This is a genomic window from Kitasatospora sp. NPDC088391 (genome assembly GCF_044753345.1).
Taxonomy (GTDB): domain Bacteria; phylum Actinomycetota; class Actinomycetes; order Streptomycetales; family Streptomycetaceae; genus Kitasatospora.
Genome location: NZ_JBIVNB010000002.1, coordinates 56938 through 79624, shown reverse-complemented (window position 1 = coordinate 79624; position 22687 = coordinate 56938). Strand labels below are relative to the sequence as shown.

Genomic DNA, 22687 nt, shown 5'->3' with positions numbered 1-22687 from the left:
ACCCACCGCGCCCTGGCGGCTGCACCTCGACTCCGGCGAGGGCGCGATGCCGGCCCGGCTCGACCGGCGGGTGCGGTCCGGCACCGAGGTGTCCGTCGAGCTCGCACCGGAGCCGAACACCTGCTACGGCCGCACCCGCGACGCCGCCGGCCACTGGTACGAACCGCGCGGCACCCTCACCGACCGCCGCGCCTTCCCCGGCGACACCGACCCGACCGCCACCCGCACCTTCTCCGGGGCAAGCGCTGGCACCCGGACATCCTCTTCACGATCCACCTGACCGTCGGCGGGACCACTCCCTCTCCCCCGAGCCGAAGCAACTCGGCCGGGCACTCACCAACCTGGCAGACGCCGCAGCGCAGTCGGTCGGCTCGTTCCTCGGAGGGACCGGAGTCCAACCGACCGCTTGGGCACCCAAGGCCCGCCGCTCGTTCGCAGCCGGTTCCAGTTTTCGGTGACCCGACCATCCTGGTCCGAGGCAATGCCCGTCTTCCCCGACCAGGCCGTTGCAGGAGCTCATCGCCGCGATTGCCAACTGGCTCGCCGCCTTGCGACTGCCCACCCACATGGCGGATCTCACCCTGCGGGAGAGGACCCGGCAGCCGGTCGAACAGGACGACGGAACCCGTCGCGCCTTACCGGAAGCCCAATGTTCGGACACCGGCTCAGGCGCTCCGTTGTAGGTTTGGCCCAGTCATCAGCGCGGCCCGCCGGGCTTCCCTCCCAGGACATGCCCCCACCCGCACGAGTCACTTCGTGCTGCCTGGGAGCATGTCTTGCTGTTCCGCGACTCCGCGTCCGCGGTCGCCGCCGAGAGGCTGGCCGGATCACTGTTCGTACGCCTCGTCGACCAGTTCGTCCACCGGCACGGCCACAAGCCCGGCCCGTCCGAGGTGCGCTCCTGGGAGATGAGCATCCCCGAACTGACCAACGCCCTCCTGGACGCCGGACTCGGCGCGGTCGAGGTGCTCCTCGAGTACTCCCTCCCGCTGAACAGCAAGCGGGCCGACGCCGTGCTCGCCGGCGTCCACCCGGTCACGGGCGAGCCGTCGTACGTGGTGGTCGAGCTCAAGCAGTGGAGCAGCGCGCTCCCGGAGGACGGCGAGCCGCTGCTGTGCCGGGTCGATGCGTACACCCGGCCGGTGCTGAACCCGATCGAGCAGGTCCGCGGCTACTGCGACTACCTCGTCTCCTTCAACGGGGCGCTCGCCGACCACCCCGAGCGGGTGTCCGGCGTGGCCTTCCTCCACAACGCGACGGAGTTCGGCGCCCAAGGGCTCTACGAGGTGCCGCAGGACGAGCGCGGCCGGCTGTTCACCGCCGAGCGGCGCGGGGAATTCATCGAGTACCTGCGTTCGAAGCTGAAGCCGGCTTCCGGCGCCCAAGCCGCGGATCTGCTGCTCGCGGGCAAGATCGCCCCGTCCCGGCAGTTGATGGCGGTGGCCGCGGACGAGGTGCGCGAGCGCGAGCAGTTCGTCCTGCTGGACGAGCAGCGGGTCGCCTACGAGCTGGTGCTGCGGGCGGTGCGCCGGGCGCAGCAGTCCGACCACAAGCAGGTGGTCGTGATCACGGGCGGCCCGGGCACCGGGAAGAGCGTGATCGCGCTGTCCCTGCTGGGCGACCTGTACCGGCGCGGCATCACCGCTTTCCACGCGACCGGGTCCAGCTCGTTCACCACCACGATGCGCCGGGTCGCCGGGGCGCGGAAGCGCCAGGTGCAGGAACTGTTCAAGTACTTCAACAGCTTCATGACCGCCGAGCGCAACGGGATCGACGTACTGGTCTGCGACGAGGCCCACCGGATCCGCGAGACCTCGGCGAACCGCTACACCCGGGCGGCCCAGCGCACCGGCAAGCCGCAGATCGAGGAACTGATCGACGCCGCCCGGGTGCCGGTGTTCCTGCTGGACGAGCACCAGGTGGTCCGGCCGGGCGAGATGGGCACCGTGGCGCAGATCCGGGCGGCCGCCGCGGTCAAGGGCCTGGAGTGCCAGGTGGTCGAGCTGGACAGCCAGTTCCGCTGCGGCGGCAGCGACGCCTACCTGCGCTGGGTGGTGCGCCTGCTGGGGCTGGAGCCCGGCGGACCCGTCAGCTGGGAGCCCGACGGCAAGGTCGCCCTGGACGTCGTGGACACGCCCGAGGAGTTGGAGGCGTTCCTGGAAGCCCGGCACGCGGAGGGCTACGGCGCCCGCATGTCGGCCGGGTACTGCTGGAAGTGGACCACCAAGGTCGCCCCGGGCGACCCGCTCCCCCTCGACGTGCGCATCGGCGACTGGGCCCGCCCCTGGAACGTCTACGGTGACCGCTCGATCGCCGGCGCCCCACCGGCCGCACTGTGGGCCACCGACCCGGCCGGCTTCGGCCAGGTCGGCTGCGTGTACACCGCCCAGGGCTTCGAGTACGACTGGAGCGGCGTCATCCTCGGCCCCGACCTCGTCTGGCGCACCGACCACTGGACCACCGACCGGACGGCCTCCAAGGACCCCGTCTTCCGCAAGTCCACCACCGACGCCGACATCGACCGCCTGATCCGCAACACCTACAAGGTGCTGCTCACCCGCGGCATGATCGGCACCGTCGTGTACTCCACCGACCCGGAGACCCGCACCAAACTGCGCGAACTGATCACCGGGCAGCAGGCGGAACGGATCGCGGCAGGACAGGGCAGCCGCGGCTGACAGCCGGCCACCGACCGTGCGCAGTCGACGCAGACGGTCGGACGGCCGCGGTCAGACGGCGGACGGCGGGCTCGCGGATTCCCGGGGCTCGCCGTGGAAGACCTGCTCGGCATGCCACTTCCGATGCCGGTCCGCGACCGGGAGGACCCCCTGCTGCGGACCGATGACCGGCCGCCCGGCCAAGGCGAGCACCTGCTGCCGACTGGCCTCACCGCGGCCGACGAAGCGCCGGGAGACCAGGACCCGGTGCCCCTCCCCCAACCCCAGCACGCCCTTGTCGAAAAGCTTGTGGTGCAGGGAACACAGGCACAGGCCGTTGTCGACCTCGTCAGGCCCTTCGAAGGACCACCACCGCACGTGCGCCGCCTCCAACCCGACCGCACTCGTTCCCAGCATCCCGTCGTAGCCGCAGAACGCGCACTGGAACTCGTAGGCGGTCAGCACGAGTTCACGCATCCGCCGGTCCCGCTGCCGCCGCGCCGCCCGCTCCCGCCCACCCGGGAGCGCCCCGGTCACCCCCTCGGTGTCGGCCAGGTCCAGGTCGAACCCGACCGCCTCGCACAAGTCGGTGTGCAGCGACGGCGGGAAGTGGAAGTCCAGCAGCACCCGCGCCAGCCGCCCCAGCAGCGCCGGCTCCTTCCGCAACGCCGCGCGCAACTCCGGCGCGAGCCGCCCAGCCGCACCGCTGGAACGCAGCACCCCCACCCTGGTACCCGGGCTTCCCGGCCCCTGGTCCGTCCTGACCTCCCACACCCCGTCACTGACCAGGTGGTGGAAGGGATACGCAGGGGTGGTCGAATGGGACGGCCCGTACTCCTCCAGCAGCAGCTTCAACTCCTCCTCGACAGCGCTGTACCGCAACTCACCATCGGCATCACGCTGATAACCGCCCAGCGCATACAGCAGCAGCAACGGTTTGTGCGGCGCCCGGACCCCGTTACCCGTCCACCGTCTCAGCTTCGCCACCCGCTCCAGCCAGTCCATGACGGCACAGCGTATTCCGGCGTCCCCGATGCGGGACGTGACCCGACCAAGTGGCAGAAGAACGCGTGGCGGGCACCGGCAGGGCACAACTCGCACTGCCGCAGGTCCACACCGGACTGTACGTCCACCGGAACTCCGGAAGGACGACGTCATGCACGACGCTGGAACGATCTACAAACGGTGCAGCTGCCGCGATCCCTACACCTGTCCGCACATCAACAAAAAGCCGCCGCCCGGGATTTCTCCCGAACAACGGCTTTCCGACATCTCTGTCGGGACGACAGGATTTGAACCTGCGACCCCTTGACCCCCAGTCAAGTGCGCTACCAAGCTGCGCCACGTCCCGTGGTCGTCTGCCCAGTGGCCCCTGCGGGCTCCTCGGCTTTCTGACCTTGCCCCCGATCTCTCGGCGACGTGGAAAACAATACAGCACGTGGGGGGGTGCTCGCTGCCAGGTTTCGGGGGTGTGGCGGGCGGGGGTCAGGGGGTGGGGTGGCGGGCGTCGTAGCGGAGGAAGGCGGGGCGGCGGGCGGCGAGGAGGAGGACGGCGGCGACGCAGGCGAGGCCGCCGGTGAGGATGGAGGCGGTGGGGGTGGTGAGGGCGGCGACGGTGCCGGACTCGAAGTCGCCGAGGCGGGGGCCGCCGGCCACCACGACGATGAAGATGCCCTGGAGGCGGCCGCGCATCTCGTCGGGGGCGGCGACCTGCATCATCGTGTTGCGGAAGATCATCGAGACGGTGTCGGCGCAGCCGGCCACCGCGAGCAGCAGCAGGCCGAGCGGCAGGTTGCGGACGAGTCCGAAGGCGGCGATGGCCAGGCCCCAGGCGGCGACGGAGACCAGGACCGCCGCGCCGTGCCGGTGGATGCGCCCGGTCCAGCCGGAGAAGAGGCCGCCGGCCAGGGCGCCGATCGCGGGGGCGGCCACCAGCAGGCCGACGGTGCCGGTGTCGCCGCCGTAGAAGGGGACGACGACGGCAGGGAAGAGGGCGCGCGGGAGGCCGAAGATCATGGCGGCGAGGTCGGCGAGGAAGGAGGTCCGCAGGTTGGGCTGCTCGCGCAGGAAGCGCAGGCCGTCGAGGACGGTGGCGCGCTTGCCGGAGGTGCTCTGCGGGCGCATCGCGGGGAGCCGCCACATCGCGTAGAGGGTGGCGGTGAAGGCGAAGGTGTCGACCAGGTAGGCGGATTGGAAGCCGTACGCGGCGATGGCGACGCCGCCGAGCATCGGGCCGAGGGTCTGGCCGAGGTTCATGCCGATGGTGTTGAGGGCGTTGGCGGCGGGCAGCTGCCCGGGCGGGACGAGGCGGGGGATCATCGCGGACCGGGCGGGCGAGCTGACGGCGAAGAAGCCGCCTTGGAGGGCGACGGCTGCGTAGAGCAGGACGACCGAGTCGAGGTGCAGCAGGGCCTGGGCTGCGAGCAGCGCGGAGGTGAGGGCGAGGCCTCCGGAGCCGATCAGGCCGAGGACGCGGCGGTCGACGCGGTCGGCGATCACGCCGCCGTACAGGCCGAAGACGACCAGCGGCACCAGGGAGCAGATGCCGACCAGGCCGGTGAGGAAGGCGGAGCGGGTCAGCGAGAAGACCTGGACGGTGACGGCGAGGGCGGTCATCTGCTGGCCGATCGCGGAGACCGACTGCCCGAACCAGAGCCGCCGGTACTCGGGGCTCTCCCGCAGCGGTGTCAGGTCGGCGAACGCGCCCCGGGTCAGCCGCCGCAGCCCGGACGCTGCGGGAGCCGGGACGGAGGCCGGAACGGAAACCGGGCCGGAGGCCGGGCCGACGATCGGCCCGGGAGCCGGTGCGGGAGCCGGTGCGGAGGTCGGCGCGGCGGGCGCCGGCGGAGCGGGGTCGGAGGAGTCGGGCGGTCGGAAGGGCGTTTCGGCTGGCACCCCGCCATGCTCGTCCACCCGTTCGACGGCCCCGTCGGCGGGGTGCCCGCACGGGGCCGCCCCGGATCAGCGCAGCAGCGTCCGGGTGAGCAGCGCGGCGAGCCGGTCGTCGAGCGGTTCGCGGGTGGCCAGCAGCCGGTACCAGAGCGCCCCGAACGCGAGGTCGACGGCGTCGTCGGGGGTGAGGTGGGCGGCGAGCGCCCCGGCGACGTGGGCGCGGGAGACGAGGGCGCCGAGTGCTTCGCGGCGCGGCGCGAGCAGGGTCGCCCGGAACCGTTCGCCGAACGCGGGGTCGATCTGGGCCTCGGCCATCAGTGCGCGCAGTGCCTCGACGGTGGGCGGGGTGGCCGCGGCGAACGTCGCGCCGAGGAAGGCCCGCAGGTCGGCGGCGTGGTCACCGGTGTCGGGCTGCGGGATGTGCCGGCGGGCGTGCACGGTGACGGCTTCGAGCAGGACGTCCGCCCGGCCGGGCCACCAGCGGTAGACGGTCTGCTTGCCGGTCCCGGCCCGGGCGGCGATGCCCTCGACGGTGAGCCTCGCGTAGCCGGTCTCGGTGAGCAGCTCGTACGCGGCGGCCAGGATCGCCCGTCGGCTCTCCTCGCTGCGTCGGCGTCCGGGCCGTGCGGGCACGGGAGTTGACGCTTCCTCAGGCATGTCCGGCGCTCCGGGGGTCGCTTGCTCGATCACGGTCGCCACGCTACCTTAATTCGAGACGAGACGTCGCGGTTCGAAATAGCCGGGCCGCGACGCACCGCACCGGTCCCCTCGGCACGCCGAGGGGACCGGGCAGCGAAGGGGGAACAGCCATGACCGAACGCATCGCACTGGTGGTCGGCGGAACGTCGGGTATCGGACTCGCCACCGCGCGCCAACTGCGCGACCGCGGAGCGGTGGTGCACGTGGTGGGGCGCGGCGAGGAGCGCCTCGCGGCGCTCGCGGGCAGCGACCCGGAGCTGATCGGGCACCGCGCGGACGGCGCCGACCGGCAGCAGCTCGTCCAACTCCTGGACACCATCGGCACCTTGGACTGGCTGGTGGTCGCCCTGAGCGGCGGCAGCGGGGCCGGGACGTTCGCCGAACTCGACCTCAGCGTCCTGCGGGAGGCCTTCGAGGCCAAGTTCTGGGGGCAGTTGGCGACCATCCAGGCTGCGCTGCCGTACCTGTCCGAGGACGGGTCGATCACCCTGGTCACCTCGACCTCGGCCCGCTCGGCGATGCCCGGGACGGCCGGACTCGCCGCCGTCAACGGGGCGTTGGAGGCGATGATCCGGCCGCTCGCGGTGGAGCTCGCCCCGCGCCGGGTCAACGCGGTCTCCCCCGGTGTGGTCGACACCCCGTGGTGGGACGGCATGCCGAAGGACGCCCGGGACGCCTACTTCGCCCATGCCGCCCAGCAGTTGCCGGTCCGCCGGGTCGCCGCGCCGGAGGACGTCGCGGAGGCCGTCGTCCTGGCCGCCACCAACCGCAACCTCACCGGCACCGTCCTGGAGAGCGACGGCGGCCTGCGCCTGACCCCGGCGAGCTGAGCCGCGTCCGTCCGCAACTGCCCCCCACCGCAAGGCGATCGGGTCAGCGCGCGGCCACCGCCGTGGTCTGCGCCGTTCCCAGGATGTGCCCGCCCAGGCTGAACGCGGTGACGGCCGGCGGTGTGGCGGCGGGCAGCGCCAGCGAGGGCACGTCCAGCGCGTAGACGGTGATCCGGTAGCGGTGCGGGCGGTCGCCGACCGGCGGGCAGGGGCCCAAGTAGCCCGGCACACCGGCGTCGTCGGTGCCCGCCACCGCGCCGGGCGGCAGCGCCCCGTCCAGCCGGGTGGCGGTCGCGGGCAGGTCCCAGTTCAGCCAGTGCCAGAAGCCCGAACCGGTCGGGGCGTCCACGTCGAACATGGTGACGGCGTAGCTCCGGGTCGCGGCGGGAGCGCCGTGCCACTGCAGCCGCAGCGGCCGGTTGCCGCCGTCGCAGCCGAAGGAGTTCGCCCAATTCGCCTGCGGGAAAGCGCCGTTCACCAGGTCGGGGCTGCTGACGGCGAACCGGGGCAGCCCGGCGGGAATCCCCGACCGCACCGCCGAATAGCCGAACTCGACCCGCTTCCCGCCCACTTGGGCGTTCGAGTCGGCCGCGCCGAACAGGACCAGCGGCACGGCGGTGGCGGCGGACACCAGCACGGCGGCCGCCCCGGACGGACGGCGGAACGGACGCGACGGAACGCGGAACGGAGCTGACACGGGGCGGCCTCCTCGGTACGGGCCCGGCGCGGAACCGGACCGGATGCCCCCAACTCTCTTCTGCCGCAGGGGACTCGGGGAGACCGCCCCGATGGTGGTGTCCGGCGTACCAGGATCAGCCCTGGACGGACCGGCCGCCCCGCGGCGATCATCAAGGGCATGACCGCCGGAGCAGGAGCAGGAGCAGCCACCCCCAGCAGCCCGACCACCTCCGCCGGAACCGCCTCCGGCCCCGCCGGACGGCCGTTGCCGCGGACCGGACGGCCGCTCCCGCAGGCCGAGCTGGCCGCCTTCCTGCGGGCCAAGCGCACCCGGCTGCAGCCCGAACAGGTCGGCCTGCCGCGCGGCCCGCGCCGCCGCACTCCGGGGCTGCGCCGCCAGGAGGTCGCCCAACTCGCCGCCGTGAGCGTCGAATGGTACGTCCGGCTGGAGCAGGGCCGGGTCGGCACCCCCGGCGCGGCCGTCCTGGACGCGGTCGCCGAGGCACTGCGCCTCACCCCGGACGAGCGCCGCCACCTGCACCTGATCGCCCGCCGGGAGAGCCCGGCCCCGCCCGCGGACACCACTGCCGCGCCCCGCGACTCGCTGCGCCGCCTGCTGGACGGCATCCCGCTGCTGCCCGCCTACCTGACCGACCACCGGCTCGACGTGCTCGCCCACAACGCGGCCGCCCGGGCCCTGTTCGGCCCGTCGTTCCGCGCCGCCGACACCCCGACGCCCGGCACGGGCACCGACGCGGGGAGCGGCATTGCCAGCAACCTGGCCCGAATGATCTTCCTCGACCCGGCCGCCCGCACCGCCCAACTCGACTGGGAGCAGGTCGCCCGCGAGACCGTGGGCCACCTCCGGGCCGCCGCCGGACGCCGTCCCGACGATGCCCGACTCACCGCCCTGGTCGGTGAACTCCGCCACCGGAGCGGCGAGTTCGACCTGTGGTGGAACGACCACACGGTCCTCGACCGATCGGCCGGACACAAGCGCGTACGCCACGCCGAGGCCGGCGTCCTGCACCTGCACTACGACATCCTCGGCACCGGTCCGCACCTGCTCTACACCCTCACCCCGGCCGACCCCGCCACCGAACACGCCCTGCGCCGCCTGGTCACCGCCCACACCGCGGCAACCGCCTCCACCAACTCCGTCCACCCGCTCACCGCGGCCTGAGCCCGGCCCGGCCCTCCCCCACCGGGCTCCCCCGCCCGGCTGTCGGCGGGCCGGCCGATACTGGCGACATGTCGCCCACCGCGTCCTCGCCGTCCGTCGCCGCCCGGATGAGCCGCCAGTCCTCGCGGGACACCGCCCAGGAACTCGCGGTCCGCCGCCTGCTGTACGCCGCCGGCCTGCGCTACCGGGTCAACGCCCGCGTCCCGGGGATGCCCCGCCGCACGGTCGACGTGCTGTTTCCGGGGCCGCAGGTCGCGGTGTTCCTCGACGGCTGCTTCTGGCACGGCTGCCCGGAGCACGCCACCAGCCCGAAGTCCAACGCCGAGTGGTGGCGCACCAAGCTGGACCGCAACGTCGCCCGCGACCACGAGACCACCGAGCACCTCACCACCACCGGCTGGACGGTCCTGCGCTTCTGGGAGCACCAGCCCGCCGAGGAGATCGCCCGCGCCGTCACCGACACCGTCCGGGCCCGCCGGGCCCGCAGCCGGGCCGCACGGTCAACTCGGTGACCAGGTAACTGGGTGACGAGGCGACCGTGGGAGCACCGGCCGTCAGGAGCGCAGTGCCGCCCGCCGGTCGAGGACGCCGAGGGTGAACTCGCCCCAGCGCAGGTTCTCGCGCTCGAACTCCATGCCGCGCAGCAGGGTGAGGTAGGGGCCGACGCGTTCGGCCTCGTTGAGGTGCTGCTCCTCGGTGCGGCCGTCCAGCAGGCGGTGCCGCAGGCGCTCGTAGCGGGCGAGCTTGCCGCGCGACCACTCCATCCGCTCGATGATCGCGGCGCGGACGGCGGTGGCGTCCCCCGCGTCCACGCTCTGCACCTTGACCAGCAGTTCGTCGCGGATGGTGCTGGGCCGGGACGGGGGTTCGGCGGTGTAGGCGCGGACGGCGGCGCGGCCGGCCTCGGTGAGGGAGAACAGGCGCTTGTCCGGGCGCTTCTCCTGCCGGACGGTGCGGGCGCCGACCAGCCCGTCGGCGGCCAGCCGGTCGAGTTCGCGGTACAGCTGCTGCGGCGTCGCCGCCCAGAAGTTCGCCACCGAGGCGTGGAAGCCCTTGGCGAGGTCGTACCCGGAGGCCTCGCCCTCCAGCAGGGCCGCCATCAGCGCGTTCCGCAGTGCCATGCGACCCAGGCTAGCACCGGTACTCAACAGGACGAGTACGCGCGCGAGCGCCTCCACCCCTGGACAGTCGGCCCGCAGCCACCTGATACTCGCCGGTAGGCATACTCAACAAAGTGACTATTCAAGGAGCTCCGTCATGCACCCGTTCCGCCAGGCGGTCGAGGCCCGGGACGAGCAGGCCCTGATCGCGCTGCTCGCCGACGACGTGGTGTTCAACAGCCCGGTGGCGTTCAAGCCGTACCCGGGCAGGCCGATCACCGCCGCGATCCTGCGGGCGGTGCTGCGGGTGTTCGAGGACTTCCGGTACGAGCGGGAGATCGGCGGGGCGGACGGGGCCGACCACGCGCTGGTGTTCCGGGCGAAGGTCGGCGGGCGCGAGGTGCACGGCTGCGACTTCCTGCACGTGAACGAGGCCGGGCTGATCGACGAGTTCACCGTCATGGTCCGCCCGCTGTCCGGCGCGCACGCGCTGGCCGAGGCGATGGGCGCCCAGTTCGAGCGGATCACCGCCGAGGCCCTCGCGGAGGCCGGTGGGCAGTAAGGCGGACGGTGGGCAGTAGGGCGGACGGCGGGGCGCCCGTCAGCCGCCCTGCGGGAAAGGCGAATCACGCTGTCTGTACAAGATGCGGGTGAGCTGTTCACACTTGTCCGAACAACTCAAGGCATTCGCTCGACGTACGCCGCTCGGTCACGAGCGGTCCGCCCGCCGGTACCCCGCGCACGCTGTCCTGAGGGGCACCGCCCACCCACCCCTCACCCCGCAGAGGCGACTCACCCATGGCCGATCCGAACCGGCGTCGTTTCCTCCAACTGGCCGGCGCGAGCGTGGCGTTCTCCGCCCTGGCGCCCAGCATCGCGCGGGCTGCCTCGATCGCCCCGCAGGGCACCACCGGCACCATCCAGGACGTCCAGCACATCGTGGTGCTGATGCAGGAGAACCGCTCCTTCGACCACTACTTCGGCGCGATGAAGGGCGTCCGCGGCTTCGGCGACCCGCGCCCGGTGACCCTGCCCAGCGGGAAGCCGGTCTGGTACCAGACGAACAGCGCGAAGAAGGAGATCCTGCCGTTCCGGCCGCAGGTGAACGACCTCGGCATGCAGTTCGTACAGGACCTCAACCACGACTGGGCCGGCAGCCACAAGGCGTTCAACAACGGCAAGTACGACCAGTGGGTGCCCGCCAAGACGGCCACCACGATGGCGTACCTGACCCGGCAGGACATCCCGTTCCACTACGCGCTCGCCGACGCGTTCACCCTCTGCGACGCGTACCACTGCTCGTTCATCGGCTCCACCGACCCGAACCGCTACTACATGTGGACGGGGTACACCGGCAACGACGGCACCGGCGGCGGGCCGGTGCTCGGCAACCAGGAGGCCGGCTACTCCTGGACCACCTACCCGGAGCGCCTGGAGGCCGCCGGCGTCTCCTGGAAGATCTACCAGGACGTCGGCGACGGCCTGAACGCGGCCGGCTCCTGGGGCTGGATCGGCGACGCCTACCGCGGCAACTACGGCGACAACTCGCTGCTCTACTTCAACAACTACCGCAACGCGCAGCCCGGTTCGGCGCTGTACGAGAAGGCCCGCACCGGGACGAACGCCAAGGCCGGCGAGGGCCTGTTCGACCGCCTCCGGGCCGACGTACAGGGCGGGACGCTGCCGCAGATCTCCTGGATCGTCGCGCCCGAGGCGTACACCGAGCACCCCAACTGGCCTGCCAACTACGGTGCCTGGTACGTCTCGCAGGTGCTGGACGCGCTCACCTCCGACCCGGACGTGTGGGCCCGCACCGCGCTGTTCATCACCTACGACGAGAACGACGGCTTCTTCGACCACGTGGTGCCGCCGTTCCCGCCGTCCTCCGCGAGCCAGGGCTTGTCCACGGTCGCCACCGGCCCCGACCTGTTCGCGGGCAACATCAGCTACGCGGCCGGCCCGTACGGCCTCGGGCAGCGGGTGCCGATGATCGTGGTGTCGCCGTGGAGCACCGGCGGCTACACCTGCTCGGAGACCTTCGACCACACCTCGGTCCTGCGCTTCATGGAGCAGCGCTTCGGTGTCGCCGAACCGCACATCTCGCCCTGGCGGCGGGCCATTTGCGGCGACCTCACCTCGGCCTTCGACTTCACCTCCTCGAACACCGTCCCGGCCGTGCTGCCGTCCACCGCGGCGTACCGGCCGGCCGACGGCAACCGGCACCCCGACTACGTGCCGACCCCGCCCGCGACCGGCGTCATGCCGCGCCAGGAGGCCGGGGCGAAGCCGACCCGTCCGCTCAAGTACGCGCCGTACGTGGACGGTTCGGCCGACGTGGCGGGCGGCAAGTACACCCTGACGTGCGGCGGCGGGCCGACGGCGGGCGCCCAGTTCCTGATCACCTCGGCGAACCGCACCGACGGGCCGTGGACGTACACCGCCGAGGCCGGGAAGTCCGTCGCCGACACCTGGAACACCACGTACTCCAAGGGCGTCACCGACCTCACGGTGTTCGGGCCGAACGGCTTCCTGCGCCGCTTCCGCAACCCGGGCAAGACCGCGGGGCCGGAGGTCGCCGCCCGCCACAACGCCGCGACCGGCAACCTGGACCTGACCTTCACCAACCCGGCCGGCACCACCGCGGTCCTCACCGTCACCAACGCCTACGCGGGGCCCCCGCGCACCGTCACGGTCGCCCGCAGCGCCACCGTCACCCTCACCGCCGACCTCTCCACCTGCCGCCGCTGGTACGACCTCACCATCACCTCCGACCAGACCGCCGACTTCGTCCGCCGCCTCGCCGGCCACGTCGAAACCGGCGCCCCGTCCCTCTCCGACCCGGGCATCCTCACCGCCTGATCCCTCGGCGCTCGCCGGTCCGGACACCACCCGGCGTCCGGACCGGCGTGCCGCCCGCACCGTCCGGCTTGCCGAACCACGAACGGCACCGCTTGGATCGACGGAGAACACGCGGCCCGAAGAGGCCGAAGAGGCCGAAGAACCGAGCGGAGACCGCGGAGGACGCGGAGGACGCGGAGGACGCGACAAGGAGCGGAAGATGCCCGGACCGACGGACCCGAACGGGCTCCTGGCCCTGGACGCCGCCGTGCGCGGCGCCGTCGCCGTCCGGCTGACCGGGGTGGGGCGGGCGGAGGCGTCTGCGGCCGTCACGGTCGACCTGCGGGCGGAGGACGAACTCCACTCCCTGCGCGCGGCGTTGGCGCTGTCGGAGCTGTCGGGCTCGGTGTGCATGTGCCTGGGGGACGTCCGGCTGGAGTTCCTCGGCGCGGCCGGTGACCGGCTCGCGCAGGTGGCGCTGCACCACGGGCGCACCCTGGCCCGGTCCGGGTGGGACGGCCAGGCCGTGCTCGCCGACGGGAACGCGCTGCTGCGCTGGCTGGCGGGGCACGGCTGTTCCGAGCCGCTACGGCTGGCCGAGCAGGACGCCGAACGGCGGGCGGTCGAGAACGCCGAAGAGGCGTCCTGGCTGGCCGCCGTCCCGGCCGCCCTCACCGACCTGACCGGCCCCCTGCTGGAGCCGTCCGTCACGGGCGGCGTCCCGTCGGACGCCTTCCTCGCCGAACTGCGAGAGCGCCTGCGGGCGGCCACCCCCGATCCGGTGGCCCGGGTCCTGGAGGTGCTGGCCTGGTACGGCGCGGGCAGTGGCCGTTACTCGGGTTTCGCCGCCCACGAGGCGACACCGGGCCGGCTGCTGGGCGAGGTGCCGATCGCCGGGATCGTGGCCGCCCTGCTCTCGCCGGACGCCGGGCGGCGCCACGAGCTGGGCGCGGTAAGGCACTTGATCTCCTGGCGGAGCCGTCCGCGGCAGCAGCAGGACGTGGACTCGCTCCCCCGCGAGCTGCGCGCCCGCCTGTTGCGGGCGGCCCGGGAGGACTACGACCCCGAGAGCCTCGCGGTGGCCGAGCGGTGGCTGGCCCCGAATCGCTGACTGCCCGCACCGACCGGGCCGCTCCGGTCCGGACGCCCCGGACGCTCCGGACACCCCTTTGACACCGGATGCCCCAATGGTCTAGACCTACCCACAATGGCGGGGCGGGTGGAGGAGCGGCGGCTATGCACACGGTGACCTGTCCGGGTTCGGCGGGGGACGATCACCTTGCACCGAACGGGGGTTGACGTGCCGTCCGGGCTCCGCGCCCCCGAGCCGGAGGACGTGGTCGGGCGCACCGGGACGGAGCGGCTGATCGGGGCGGCCGCGGTCCGCGGCCGGCTGGCCGAACTCGCCGCCGCCGCCCGCGTCCAGGTCCTGGCGTTCGTCCCCGACCCCGACCCGGAGCAGCGGCCCCCGGACGAGGAGGCGCTCGCCCGGGGCGTCGAGGTGCGCACCCTGTACCTGGACGCGGTGCGCGGCCACCGGCCGACCCTCGACCACGCGCACCGCCTGGTGCGGCTCGGCGGGCAGGTGCGCACCACGGCCGTACTGCCGCTGCGGATGGTCGTGGTGGACCGGCACAGCGCCGTCCTCCCGCTCGACCCGGACCGGGGCGACACCGCCACCGTGCTGCACGGCCCCGGCCCGGTCGGCGCGCTGTGCGCCCTGTTCGAGCAGTTCTGGCACGCCGCCGCGCCGCTCCGCCACCCGCGCGGCCGCGACCGCGACGGCATGACGGAGCAGCACTACACGCTGCTGCGCATCCTCCAGCAGGGCGCCACCGACGTGGTCGCGGCCCGGCGGCTCGGCATCTCCGAACGGACCGTCAGACGCCTGACCGCCGAAGCCCTGGAAGCGCTCGGCGCCCGCAGCCGCTTCCAGGCCGGGGCCCGCGCCGCCGAACGCGGCTGGCTGCGCTGACCCCGGCCCCACCACGCCCCACCACGCCACGCCACGCCACGCCAAGCCCCACCGAGGCACGGGGAACGCCCCCGCCCCGACCGGCCGGAAAGGCGGGACGGGACGGGGGCGTCACCCCCTACTGCTGCCGCGGCGCCGCCGCGTATCCCGCGGGCCGGGTGGTGAAGGTCCCCCGGCCCTGGGTACGGCCGCGCAACGCGCCCGCGTAGCCGAAGAGTTCGGCCAGCGGCACGGTCGCCGTCAGCACGGCGCTGCCGCCGCGCGGCTCGGAGCCGTGCACCCGGCCGCGCCGGGCCGCCAGGTCGCCGAGGACGCCGCCGACGCTGTCCGGCGGCACCGTCGCGGTGACCTCGACCACGGGCTCCAGCAGCACCGGGGTGCCGCGCCGCAGCGCCTCGCGCAGGGCGAGCCGCCCGGCGGTGCGGAACGCCAGGTCGCTGGAGTCCTTCACGTGGGTCGCCCCGTCGGTGAGGGTGACCCGGACGCCGGTGACCGGGTGGCCGAGCGGGCCGTCCGCGAGGGCGTCCCGGCAGCCCGCCTCGACGGCCTGCACGAACTCCTGCGGGACCCGCCCGCCGGTGACGGTGGAGCGGAACTCGAAGCCGTCGGTGCCGGGTTCGCCGAGCGGGGCGACGTCGACCACGATGTGCGCGAACTGGCCGGAGCCGCCGTCCTGCTTGACGTGCCGCAGCACCAGGCCGGCCACCACCGCCGAGAGGGTCTCCCGGTAGGCGACCCGGGGACGGCCGACCGCCACCTCCAGGCCGGCCAGGCGGAGCTTCTCCACCGCAACCTCCAGGTGGAGTTCGCCCATCCCGGACAGCACCCGCTGCCCGCTCTCCGGGTCGGTCCCGACCACCAGGGACGGGTCCTCCTCGGCGATCCGGGCCAGCGCGACCGCCAGCCGGTCGGTGTCGACCGAGCGGCGCGGCTCGACCGCGACCGTCATCACCGGGTCGGCGGCGACGGCCGGTTCGAGCACCAGCGGGGCCCGCGGGGCGCACAGCGTGCTGCCGGCCCGGGCCGCCTTCACCCCGACCACCGCGACGATGTCGCCCGCCACGGCGGTCGCGGTCTCGGTGTGCCGGTCGGCCTGCACCCGCAGGATGCGGGCGATCCGCTCGCTGCGGCCGGTGCGCGCGTCGAGCACGGTGTCCCCCTTCCGCAGCGTGCCGGAGTAGATCCGCAGGCTGCCGAGCCGCCCGGTGGTGGTCGCGGTGACCTTGAACACCAGGGCGGAGAACGGCTGTTCGGGATCGGCGGCGCGTTCCTGCACGCCGTCGGCGGACTCCCCGCGCACCGGCGGGACGTCCAGCGGGGACGGCAGGTACGCCGTCACCGCGTCCAGCAGCGGTTCCACGCCTCGGTTGCGGTACGCGGAGCCGCACAGCACCACGACGACCTGCCCGTCCCGGGTGAGCTGCCGCAGCGCCCGGCGCAGCGTGCCGCCGCCGACCGTCCCGGTCGCGCAGTACTCGTCCAGCGCCTCCGGGTGCAGTTCGGCCACGGCCTCCACCAGCGCGGCCCGGCGGCGGGCCGCCTCCGGCGCCAACTCCTCCGGGACGTCGCCGACTTGGACGGCCGCCAGGGCCGGTTCGGCGGCATCCGGCCAGGTCAGCGCGCGCAGGTCGAGCAGGTCGACCACGCCGGTGAAGTCGCCCTCCCGGCCGATCGGCAGCTGCACCGCCAGCGGGACGGGGTGGAGCTTCTCCCGGATCGAGTCGACGGCGGCGTCCAGGTCGGCGCCGGCCCGGTCCATCTTGTTGACGAACGCGATCCGCGGCACGCCGTGCCGGTCCGCCTGCCGCCACACCGACTCGCTCTGCGGCTCCACGCCCGCGACCGCGTCGAACACGGCCACCGCGCCGTCCAGCACCCGGAGCGAACGCTCGACCTCGTCGGCGAAGTCGACGTGGCCGGGCGTGTCGATCAGGTTGAGCCGGTGGCCGTCCCACTCGCAACTGACGGCGGCGGCGAAGATGGTGATGCCGCGGTCGCGCTCCTGCGGGTCGAAGTCCGTGACGGTGGTGCCGTCGTGGACCTCACCGCGCTTGTGGACCGCGCCGGTCAGGAACAGCACGCGCTCGGTGACGGTGGTCTTGCCCGCGTCCACGTGGGCCAGGATGCCCAGGTTGCGGACGGCGCCGATCGCGGCGGCTGCGGCTGCGGCTGCGGCAGCGGAGGCGGAAGTGACGGCGGTCGTGGTGGTGGCGAGGTCGGTGCGCATGGCCCGGGCCTTTCGGGGTCTTGTTCCAGGAATCGACAGCGCGATCCACGGGCCCGCACGCCCGTCCCCCGACAACTCACCCGCACGGCACGGCAGATGAAACGCCGCATACCGCACACGGGTGCGCGGCGCAGCGCGCCGACCCGTCGACGGGCCGGACTCACAGGGGGATCGGGCAGAACTCGCGGGTCCTCTACCGGCACCGGCCGCGCAGCGGGCGCCGGTCCGCCCAGGACACCAGGATCACCTCGAACCGCGACGGGGGAACGACAACGGCGGCAGTACGCACGGCCGGTCCCTCCCTCTCCCTGTCACGGTGCGCCCGACGGCCATCCGGCCCGGGCGTCTTACGGCGTGCCGAGTCTAGGCACGCCCGCCCGCCACCGTCACCGGCTTTTCCCGCCCCGGCCCGCCGACATGCCGACATGCCGGTGCGGCGGCCCCGGCCACCGGCCGGAACCGCCGCTCCCCTCCTACCGCTCCCCCGTTCCCCGCTTCCCCGCTCCCTGTTCCTGCCGGCTCCCCACCCGCCGCCGGGCGCCGGGCGTCAGACCACCAGGTCGTGGCGCTTGACGTACCAGAAGTGGAAGCCGAACAGCGCGCCCAGCACGGCCAGCCACTGCAGCGTGTTCGCCAGCGGGACGGCCCCGATCGGCAGGGTCAGCGCGAACGCCACCCGGATCAGCGCGTCCAGGGCGAAGCCGGCGCCCCAGACCAGCGTCAGCAGCCGCAGGTGGCGGCGGAACGCCGGGTCGTACTCCCACTGGCCCGCCCAGGCGTCCGCACCGGCCGGGCCGATCTTCGCCGCCACCACGCCGCGGGCCGCGCCCAGCATGAACGGGCGACGGCTCAGCAGGCTGCCCAGCACCCAGGCGCCGAGCAGGCCGAACACCCAACTGTCACGCACCAGCAGCACCCTGGGGCTGCCGCTGACCGCCGAGAGCAGGCCGCCGACCGCGATCATCAGCAGGGCGAACACCGGCATCGGGTCCAGCCGGCGGTTGCGGACCAGGCCGTACAGCACCCACGGCAGCGCCGCCAGGCCGCTCAGCGTGATCGCCAGCCACTGGCCCGCCCCGAAGCCCAGCAGCAGGTAGTAGGCCGCCAGCGGCACGCCCAGCTCGAACACCAGCGACCGCGCCATCTGCCGCTTCCCGCGCGCCGCCCGCTCCTTCGCGCTCGCGCCGTCCCCCGCGTACGCCGCCCAGTCGACCTTGCCGTCCGCGTCCCGCGGCAGCGCCCCCGGCCCGCCGGCCGCTCCCCCGGCCGCCCCGGCCCCCGTCACGCCCGCCGTACCCGTCACGCCCGTCGCCCCCGCCATGTCCGCCGCCCCCGCTTCGATCCGCTGCTCGCTCATGACTCTTCACCCCATGTCCGATGCGCTTCCATGCAGACCTCGGCCGGACGCACCGCCCGGTCGAACAGATCCGCCAACTCCCTTCCGCAGGCCGCGGCGTCCAGCTCCGGCTCGCGCAGCACCCGCACCAGCAGCGCGTCGATCGCGCCCTGGACGGCCGTCACCAGCACCCGGGCGTCGAACGGGCCGAACGCCCCGGACTCCTGCGCGGCCCGGACCCGCTGCTCCTGGAACTCCATGACGGCCTTCCGACTCGCCGCGAACTCGTCCTGCGCGTCGTCGCCCTGGAGGTTCAGCACCTCCAGCAGCGCGGCCATCTCCTTCGGGTGCACCGCCGCCAGCTCGATGTTCGAGGCGATGAAGACCCGCTGCCGCTCGCGCGGGCCGGACTGGGCCTCGATCCGCGGCAGCATGTACGCCTCCGCGACCCGGATCACCTCCGCGACCACCTCGCGCAGCAGGTCGCCCTTGCCCTTGAAGTGGTACGAGATCATCCCCGTGCTGCTCAGCCCGGCCTGCTCGGCGATCCGCGCGTACGTGGCCTTGGCGTAGCCCGCGTCGGCGATCACCTCGATGGCCGCCGCCACGATCTGCCGGCGTCGCGCCGACTCGGTGAACGTCCGCCCCACGGCGCACCTCCTTGCCCGTCCTTGCTCGCCCGAACAAGCTCTTGCTTGCCTGAGCAAAACGATAGACCTGTTTGCTCGCCCGAGCAACACCTTGCGCGAACAAGCAGAAGGACCGCCCGCGCGGTGCGGACGGTCCTTCCGGGATGCTCCCCCGATCAGCCGATCAACCGATCAACGGGGCAGCCGATCAATAGGGCAGCCGATCGACGGGGCAGCCGATCAGCCGGGCAGCTGCCCGTCCCGGATCACCCGGGCGTACCAGCGGGCGCTGTCCTTGAGGGTGCGGCGCTGGCTGGCGAAGTCGACGTGGATGATGCCGAAGCGCTTGCTGTAGCCGTACGCCCATTCGTAGTTGTCGAGCAGCGACCAGAGGAAGTAGCCCTGGACGGGGGCGCCGTCGGCGATGGCGCGGTGCACGGCGCCGAGGTGGCCGTGCAGGTAGTCGATCCGCTCGGGGTCGTGGACGGCGCCGCTGGGGTCGGTGTAGTCCTCGTAGGCGGCGCCGTTCTCGGTGACCAGCAGCGGGACGCCGGGGAGGTCGTCGCGCAGCCGGGTGAGGAGTTCGTAGAGGCCGTCGGCGTCGACCGGCCAGCCCATGGCGGTGCGGGTGCCGGGGGCGGGCAGGAAGCGGATGCCGTGGTCGGCGGGCCAGGGGCTGCCGCCCTGGTGGCCGTCGCCGCGCGGCCCGTCGGCGGCGGCCGCCGCGGCGTCCTCGGCGGCGACCACGGTCGGCGTGTAGTAGTTGATGCCGAGCGAGTCGATCGGGCGGGAGATCTCGGCCAGGTCGCCGTCGCGGACGAAGGACCAGTCGGTGACGTCGGCGGTGTCGGCGAGGACGTCCTCGGGGTAGCGGCCGTGGAAGACCGGGTCGAGGAAGATCCGGTTGGCCAGGCCGTCGATCCGGCGGGCCGCGTCCAGGTCGGCGGGGTCGGTGGAGAGCGGGCGGACGGCCGCCAGGTTGAGGGTGAGCGAGACCTGCGCGTCGGCGGGGAGTTCGGCGCGCAGCGCGGCGGTGCCGAGGCCGTGGGCGAGCAGCAGGTGGTGGTGGGCGGCGAGGGCGGCGGCGTGGTCGGTGCGGCCGGGGGCGTGGACGCCGTTGCCGTAGCCGAGGAAGGCGCTGCACCAGGGCTCGTTGAGGGTGGTCCAGGTGGCGACCCGGTCGCCGAGCCGGCGGCCGGCGGTGCTCGCGTACTCGGCGAAGCGGTACGCGGTCTCCCGGCTGGTCCAGCCGCCCTCGTCCTCCAGTTCCTGGGGCAGGTCCCAGTGGTAGAGGGTGGCGACGGGGTCGATCCCGGCGGCGAGGAGTTCGTCGACCAGGCGGTCGTAGAAGTCGAGGCCGGCCTCGTTGGCGGGGCCGCGGCCGCCGGGCCGGACCCGCGGCCAGGAGAGCGAGAACCGGTAGGCGCCGAGGCCGAGTTCGGTCATCAGGGCGACGTCGTCGCGGTACCGGTGGTAGTGGTCGGCGGCGATGTCGCCGGTGTCGCCGTTGCGGACGGCGCCGGGGCGGCGGCTGAAGGTGTCCCAGATCGACGGGGTGCGGCCGTCCTCGGCGGCGGCGCCCTCGATCTGGTAGGCGGCGGTGGCGGCGCCCCAGCGGAACCCGGCCGGGAAGCGGCGGGCGGGGCCCGGTCCGGCGGGGGCGGTGGCGGTGGCGTCCTGGGCGAGCGTGTCGACGGTCATGTCGCGTTCCATCCAAACAGTTTGAGGGTGAGTCAGCCCTTGACGGCGCCTTGCATGATGCCGCCGACGATCTGTCGGCCGAGCAGGGCGAACACCACCAGCACCGGCAGGGTGCCGAGCAGGGTGCCGGCCATCACCACGGACTGGTCCGGGACGTAGCCCTGGCCGAGCGACTTGAGCGCGACCTGCACGGTGGGGTTCTGCGAGCTGAGTGCGACGATCGGCCAGAAGAAGTCGTTCCAGGTGGCCATGAAGGTGAGCATGCCGAGCACGGCCATGCCGGGCCGGGCGACGGGCAGCACGATGGAGCGGAAGATCCGCAGCAGCGAGGCGCCGTCCATCCGGCCGGCCTCGACGAGTTCGTCGGGCAGGGCCTGCACCAGGTACTGGCGCATGAAGAACACGCCGAACGCGGAGACCAGCGAGGGCAGGATCACCGAGGGCAGCTTGTTCTGCAGGTCCAGCTTGACGATCACCATGAACAGCGGGATGACGCCGAGCTGCGGCGGGATCATCATGGTGCCGACGGTGAGCGCGAGCAGCGCGCCGCGGCCGCGGAAGCGGAGCTTGGCGAAGGCGAACCCGGCGAGGGTGGAGGAGAGCACCACGCCGGCGGTGACCACGCTCGCCACGATCAGCGAGTTGAGCAGCGCGGTGCCGATCTCGGCCTGCTGCAGCGCCTCGCCGAAGTTGTGGAACAGGTTCGGCCCGGGCGTCAACGCGGGTGTGGGGGAGCTGAGTTCGGCGTTGGAGCGGCTGGCGGCGACCAGTGTCCAGTAGAACGGGAACACGAACATCAGGGTGGCGCCGATCAGCACCGCGTAGGCGAGCGGTCCGCCGCTCAGCGGGGAGCGGCCCCGGCGGGCCGGACGCCCCTCGCGGTCCGAACCGCGCGGCGCCGTACGGGGCTTGTCGATCACGTGGGTCATCGGGTCACCGGTCCGTGCGGTTGCGGCGGGCGGCGATCGCCGCGTTGAGCAGGGCGAGTACGACGATCAGCAGGAACATCACCCAGGCGACGGCGGCGGCCCGGCCGAGGTGGAAGAAGGTCCAGCCCTGCTCGTACAGGTAGAGGCCGAGGGTCTGGTACTGGTGCGAGATGCCGCCGCCGGAGTTGCCCTCGTAGAGCAGCGGTTCGCCGAACAGCTGGGTGGCGCCGATGGTGGAGACGACCACGGTGAAGACGATGGTGGGGCGCAGCCCGGGGACGGTGACGTGCCGGAACTGCTGCCAGCGCGAGGCCCCGTCGACGGCCGCGGACTCGTACAGCTCGGCGGGGACGGACTGCATGCCGGCCAGGTAGATCAGCGCGTTGTAGCCGGTCCAGCGCCAGGTGACGATGGCGGAGACGCCGAGCTGGGAGGCCCAGGTGTCGGCCTGCCAGTCGACCGGGTGGACGCCCAGGCTGCTCAGCACCCAGTTGATCAACCCGTAGTCGCGGCCGAAGAGTTGGGCGAAGACCAGGGTGGCGGCGGCGACCGAGGTGGCGTACGGCATCAGCATCGCGACCCGGAAGAAGGTGCGGCCGCGGAGCCGGTAGTTGAGCAGGTGGGCCAGGCCCAGGGCCATCAGCAGCTGGGGCACCGTGGAGAGCACGCCGATGGTGAACGTGTTGCGCAGCGCGTTCCAGAAGAACGGGTCGTCGAGCAGCCGGGTGTAGTTCTGCAGCCCGAGCCAGTCCATCCGGTCCGAGGTCTGCAGTTCGACCCGGTGCAGCGACACCCAGGCGGTGTAGATCAGCGGGAACAGGCCGAACGCGGCGAACAGCACGAAGAACGGGGTGAGGAAGCCGTAGGGGGCGAGCCGGCGGCGGGCGCGGCCGGCCGGCTTCGCGGGTGCGGCGGGCTCGGGGGGCCCGGCAGGCAGCCGGGCGGTGGAGCTGAGGGCCATGGGCGGGTCCTTCGACGGGGCCCGGCCCGCCGGGCGAACGGCGGGCCGGTGC

20 protein-coding genes and 1 tRNA gene are annotated in these 22687 nt (G+C 73.3%); 9 read left to right on the top strand and 12 right to left on the bottom strand.

The annotated features are described in order from the left end of the window. The first annotated feature begins 46 nt into the window (after positions 1-46). A complete protein-coding gene (locus ACIQBJ_RS05115) occupies positions 47-280 on the top strand; it encodes a hypothetical protein (protein WP_400703745.1) in 234 nt (77 codons plus the stop codon). Positions 281-776: 496 nt separating this feature from the next. Then, complete coding sequence (locus tag ACIQBJ_RS05110; RefSeq protein ID WP_400703741.1) at positions 777-2678, top strand: DNA/RNA helicase domain-containing protein; 1902 nt, start codon at positions 777-779, stop codon at positions 2676-2678. A 51-nt stretch (positions 2679-2729) separates the two neighbouring features. Here the strand turns inward: ACIQBJ_RS05110 and ACIQBJ_RS05105 are convergent, their stop codons facing one another. The 4 genes from ACIQBJ_RS05105 to ACIQBJ_RS05090 all read right to left on the bottom strand — a co-directional run bounded on the left by ACIQBJ_RS05105 (position 2730) and on the right by ACIQBJ_RS05090 (position 6182). Then, positions 2730-3662 carry a phosphorothioated DNA-binding restriction endonuclease gene (locus ACIQBJ_RS05105; RefSeq protein WP_400703738.1) on the bottom strand — a complete coding sequence of 311 codons (933 nt, stop codon included), beginning with the start codon at positions 3660-3662 and terminating at the stop codon, positions 2730-2732. 272 nt (positions 3663-3934) lie between these two features. Beyond that, a tRNA-Pro gene (locus ACIQBJ_RS05100) sits at positions 3935-4008 on the bottom strand. A gap of 134 nt (positions 4009-4142) precedes the next feature. Beyond that, positions 4143-5552: an MFS transporter gene (locus ACIQBJ_RS05095; RefSeq protein ID WP_400703735.1), complete on the bottom strand. Its 1410-nt coding sequence runs from the start codon at positions 5550-5552 to the stop codon at positions 4143-4145. 66 nt (positions 5553-5618) lie between these two features. Beyond that, entirely contained in the window at positions 5619-6182 is a 564-nt protein-coding gene (locus ACIQBJ_RS05090; protein WP_400703732.1) for a TetR/AcrR family transcriptional regulator, read from the bottom strand. A 176-nt stretch (positions 6183-6358) separates the two neighbouring features. Between ACIQBJ_RS05090 and ACIQBJ_RS05085 the strand changes: the two genes are divergently transcribed. Next, positions 6359-7078, top strand: a complete 720-nt coding sequence (locus ACIQBJ_RS05085; RefSeq protein ID WP_400703730.1) for an SDR family oxidoreductase — start codon at positions 6359-6361, stop codon at positions 7076-7078. Between the two features lie 43 nt (positions 7079-7121). On the opposite strand, the gene ACIQBJ_RS05080 is transcribed toward ACIQBJ_RS05085, so the two are convergent. Next, positions 7122-7775, bottom strand: a complete 654-nt coding sequence (locus ACIQBJ_RS05080) for a YbhB/YbcL family Raf kinase inhibitor-like protein (RefSeq protein WP_400703727.1) — start codon at positions 7773-7775, stop codon at positions 7122-7124. A gap of 159 nt (positions 7776-7934) precedes the next feature. On the opposite strand from ACIQBJ_RS05080, the gene ACIQBJ_RS05075 reads away from it, so the two are divergent. Both ACIQBJ_RS05075 and ACIQBJ_RS05070 read left to right on the top strand, forming a co-directional pair. Next, the gene (locus tag ACIQBJ_RS05075) at positions 7935-8939 is read left to right on the top strand and encodes a helix-turn-helix transcriptional regulator (RefSeq protein WP_400703723.1); all 1005 of its coding nucleotides are present in this window, start codon (positions 7935-7937) and stop codon (positions 8937-8939) included. A 68-nt stretch (positions 8940-9007) separates the two neighbouring features. Next, complete coding sequence (locus ACIQBJ_RS05070; RefSeq protein ID WP_400703720.1) at positions 9008-9451, top strand: very short patch repair endonuclease; 444 nt, start codon at positions 9008-9010, stop codon at positions 9449-9451. A 42-nt stretch (positions 9452-9493) separates the two neighbouring features. Here the strand turns inward: ACIQBJ_RS05070 and ACIQBJ_RS05065 are convergent, their stop codons facing one another. Next, complete coding sequence (locus ACIQBJ_RS05065) at positions 9494-10060, bottom strand: PadR family transcriptional regulator (protein ID WP_400703718.1); 567 nt, start codon at positions 10058-10060, stop codon at positions 9494-9496. 136 nt (positions 10061-10196) lie between these two features. Between ACIQBJ_RS05065 and ACIQBJ_RS05060 the strand changes: the two genes are divergently transcribed. The 4 genes from ACIQBJ_RS05060 to ACIQBJ_RS05045 all read left to right on the top strand — a co-directional run bounded on the left by ACIQBJ_RS05060 (position 10197) and on the right by ACIQBJ_RS05045 (position 14852). Then, positions 10197-10601 (top strand): nuclear transport factor 2 family protein, encoded by a 405-nt coding sequence (locus ACIQBJ_RS05060; RefSeq protein WP_400703715.1) that lies wholly within the window; start codon positions 10197-10199, stop codon positions 10599-10601. A gap of 236 nt (positions 10602-10837) precedes the next feature. Further along, positions 10838-12898 (top strand): phosphocholine-specific phospholipase C, encoded by a 2061-nt coding sequence (locus ACIQBJ_RS05055; protein ID WP_400703713.1) that lies wholly within the window; start codon positions 10838-10840, stop codon positions 12896-12898. A 199-nt stretch (positions 12899-13097) separates the two neighbouring features. After that, the gene (locus tag ACIQBJ_RS05050; RefSeq protein ID WP_400703711.1) at positions 13098-13988 is read left to right on the top strand and encodes a hypothetical protein; all 891 of its coding nucleotides are present in this window, start codon (positions 13098-13100) and stop codon (positions 13986-13988) included. A 189-nt stretch (positions 13989-14177) separates the two neighbouring features. After that, a complete protein-coding gene (locus tag ACIQBJ_RS05045; RefSeq protein ID WP_400703708.1) occupies positions 14178-14852 on the top strand; it encodes a hypothetical protein in 675 nt (224 codons plus the stop codon). A gap of 118 nt (positions 14853-14970) precedes the next feature. On the opposite strand, the gene fusA is transcribed toward ACIQBJ_RS05045, so the two are convergent. The 6 genes from fusA to ACIQBJ_RS05015 form a co-directional block, all read right to left on the bottom strand. Next, positions 14971-17079, bottom strand: a complete 2109-nt coding sequence (fusA, locus tag ACIQBJ_RS05040; protein WP_400703705.1) for an elongation factor G — start codon at positions 17077-17079, stop codon at positions 14971-14973. Between the two features lie 547 nt (positions 17080-17626). Beyond that, a complete protein-coding gene (locus ACIQBJ_RS05035) occupies positions 17627-18436 on the bottom strand; it encodes a VC0807 family protein (protein ID WP_400703702.1) in 810 nt (269 codons plus the stop codon). Continuing rightward, entirely contained in the window at positions 18433-19065 is a 633-nt protein-coding gene (locus tag ACIQBJ_RS05030; protein WP_400703700.1) for a TetR/AcrR family transcriptional regulator, read from the bottom strand. The genes ACIQBJ_RS05035 and ACIQBJ_RS05030 overlap by 4 nt, the downstream gene beginning before the upstream one ends. Positions 19066-19284: 219 nt before the next feature. Beyond that, entirely contained in the window at positions 19285-20745 is a 1461-nt protein-coding gene (locus tag ACIQBJ_RS05025) for a GH1 family beta-glucosidase (protein WP_400705789.1), read from the bottom strand. Between the two features lie 32 nt (positions 20746-20777). Further along, entirely contained in the window at positions 20778-21674 is an 897-nt protein-coding gene (locus ACIQBJ_RS05020) for a carbohydrate ABC transporter permease (RefSeq protein ID WP_400703697.1), read from the bottom strand. A gap of 4 nt (positions 21675-21678) precedes the next feature. Further along, positions 21679-22635: a carbohydrate ABC transporter permease gene (locus ACIQBJ_RS05015; RefSeq protein WP_400703694.1), complete on the bottom strand. Its 957-nt coding sequence runs from the start codon at positions 22633-22635 to the stop codon at positions 21679-21681. Between the last annotated feature and the right edge of the window lie 52 nt (positions 22636-22687).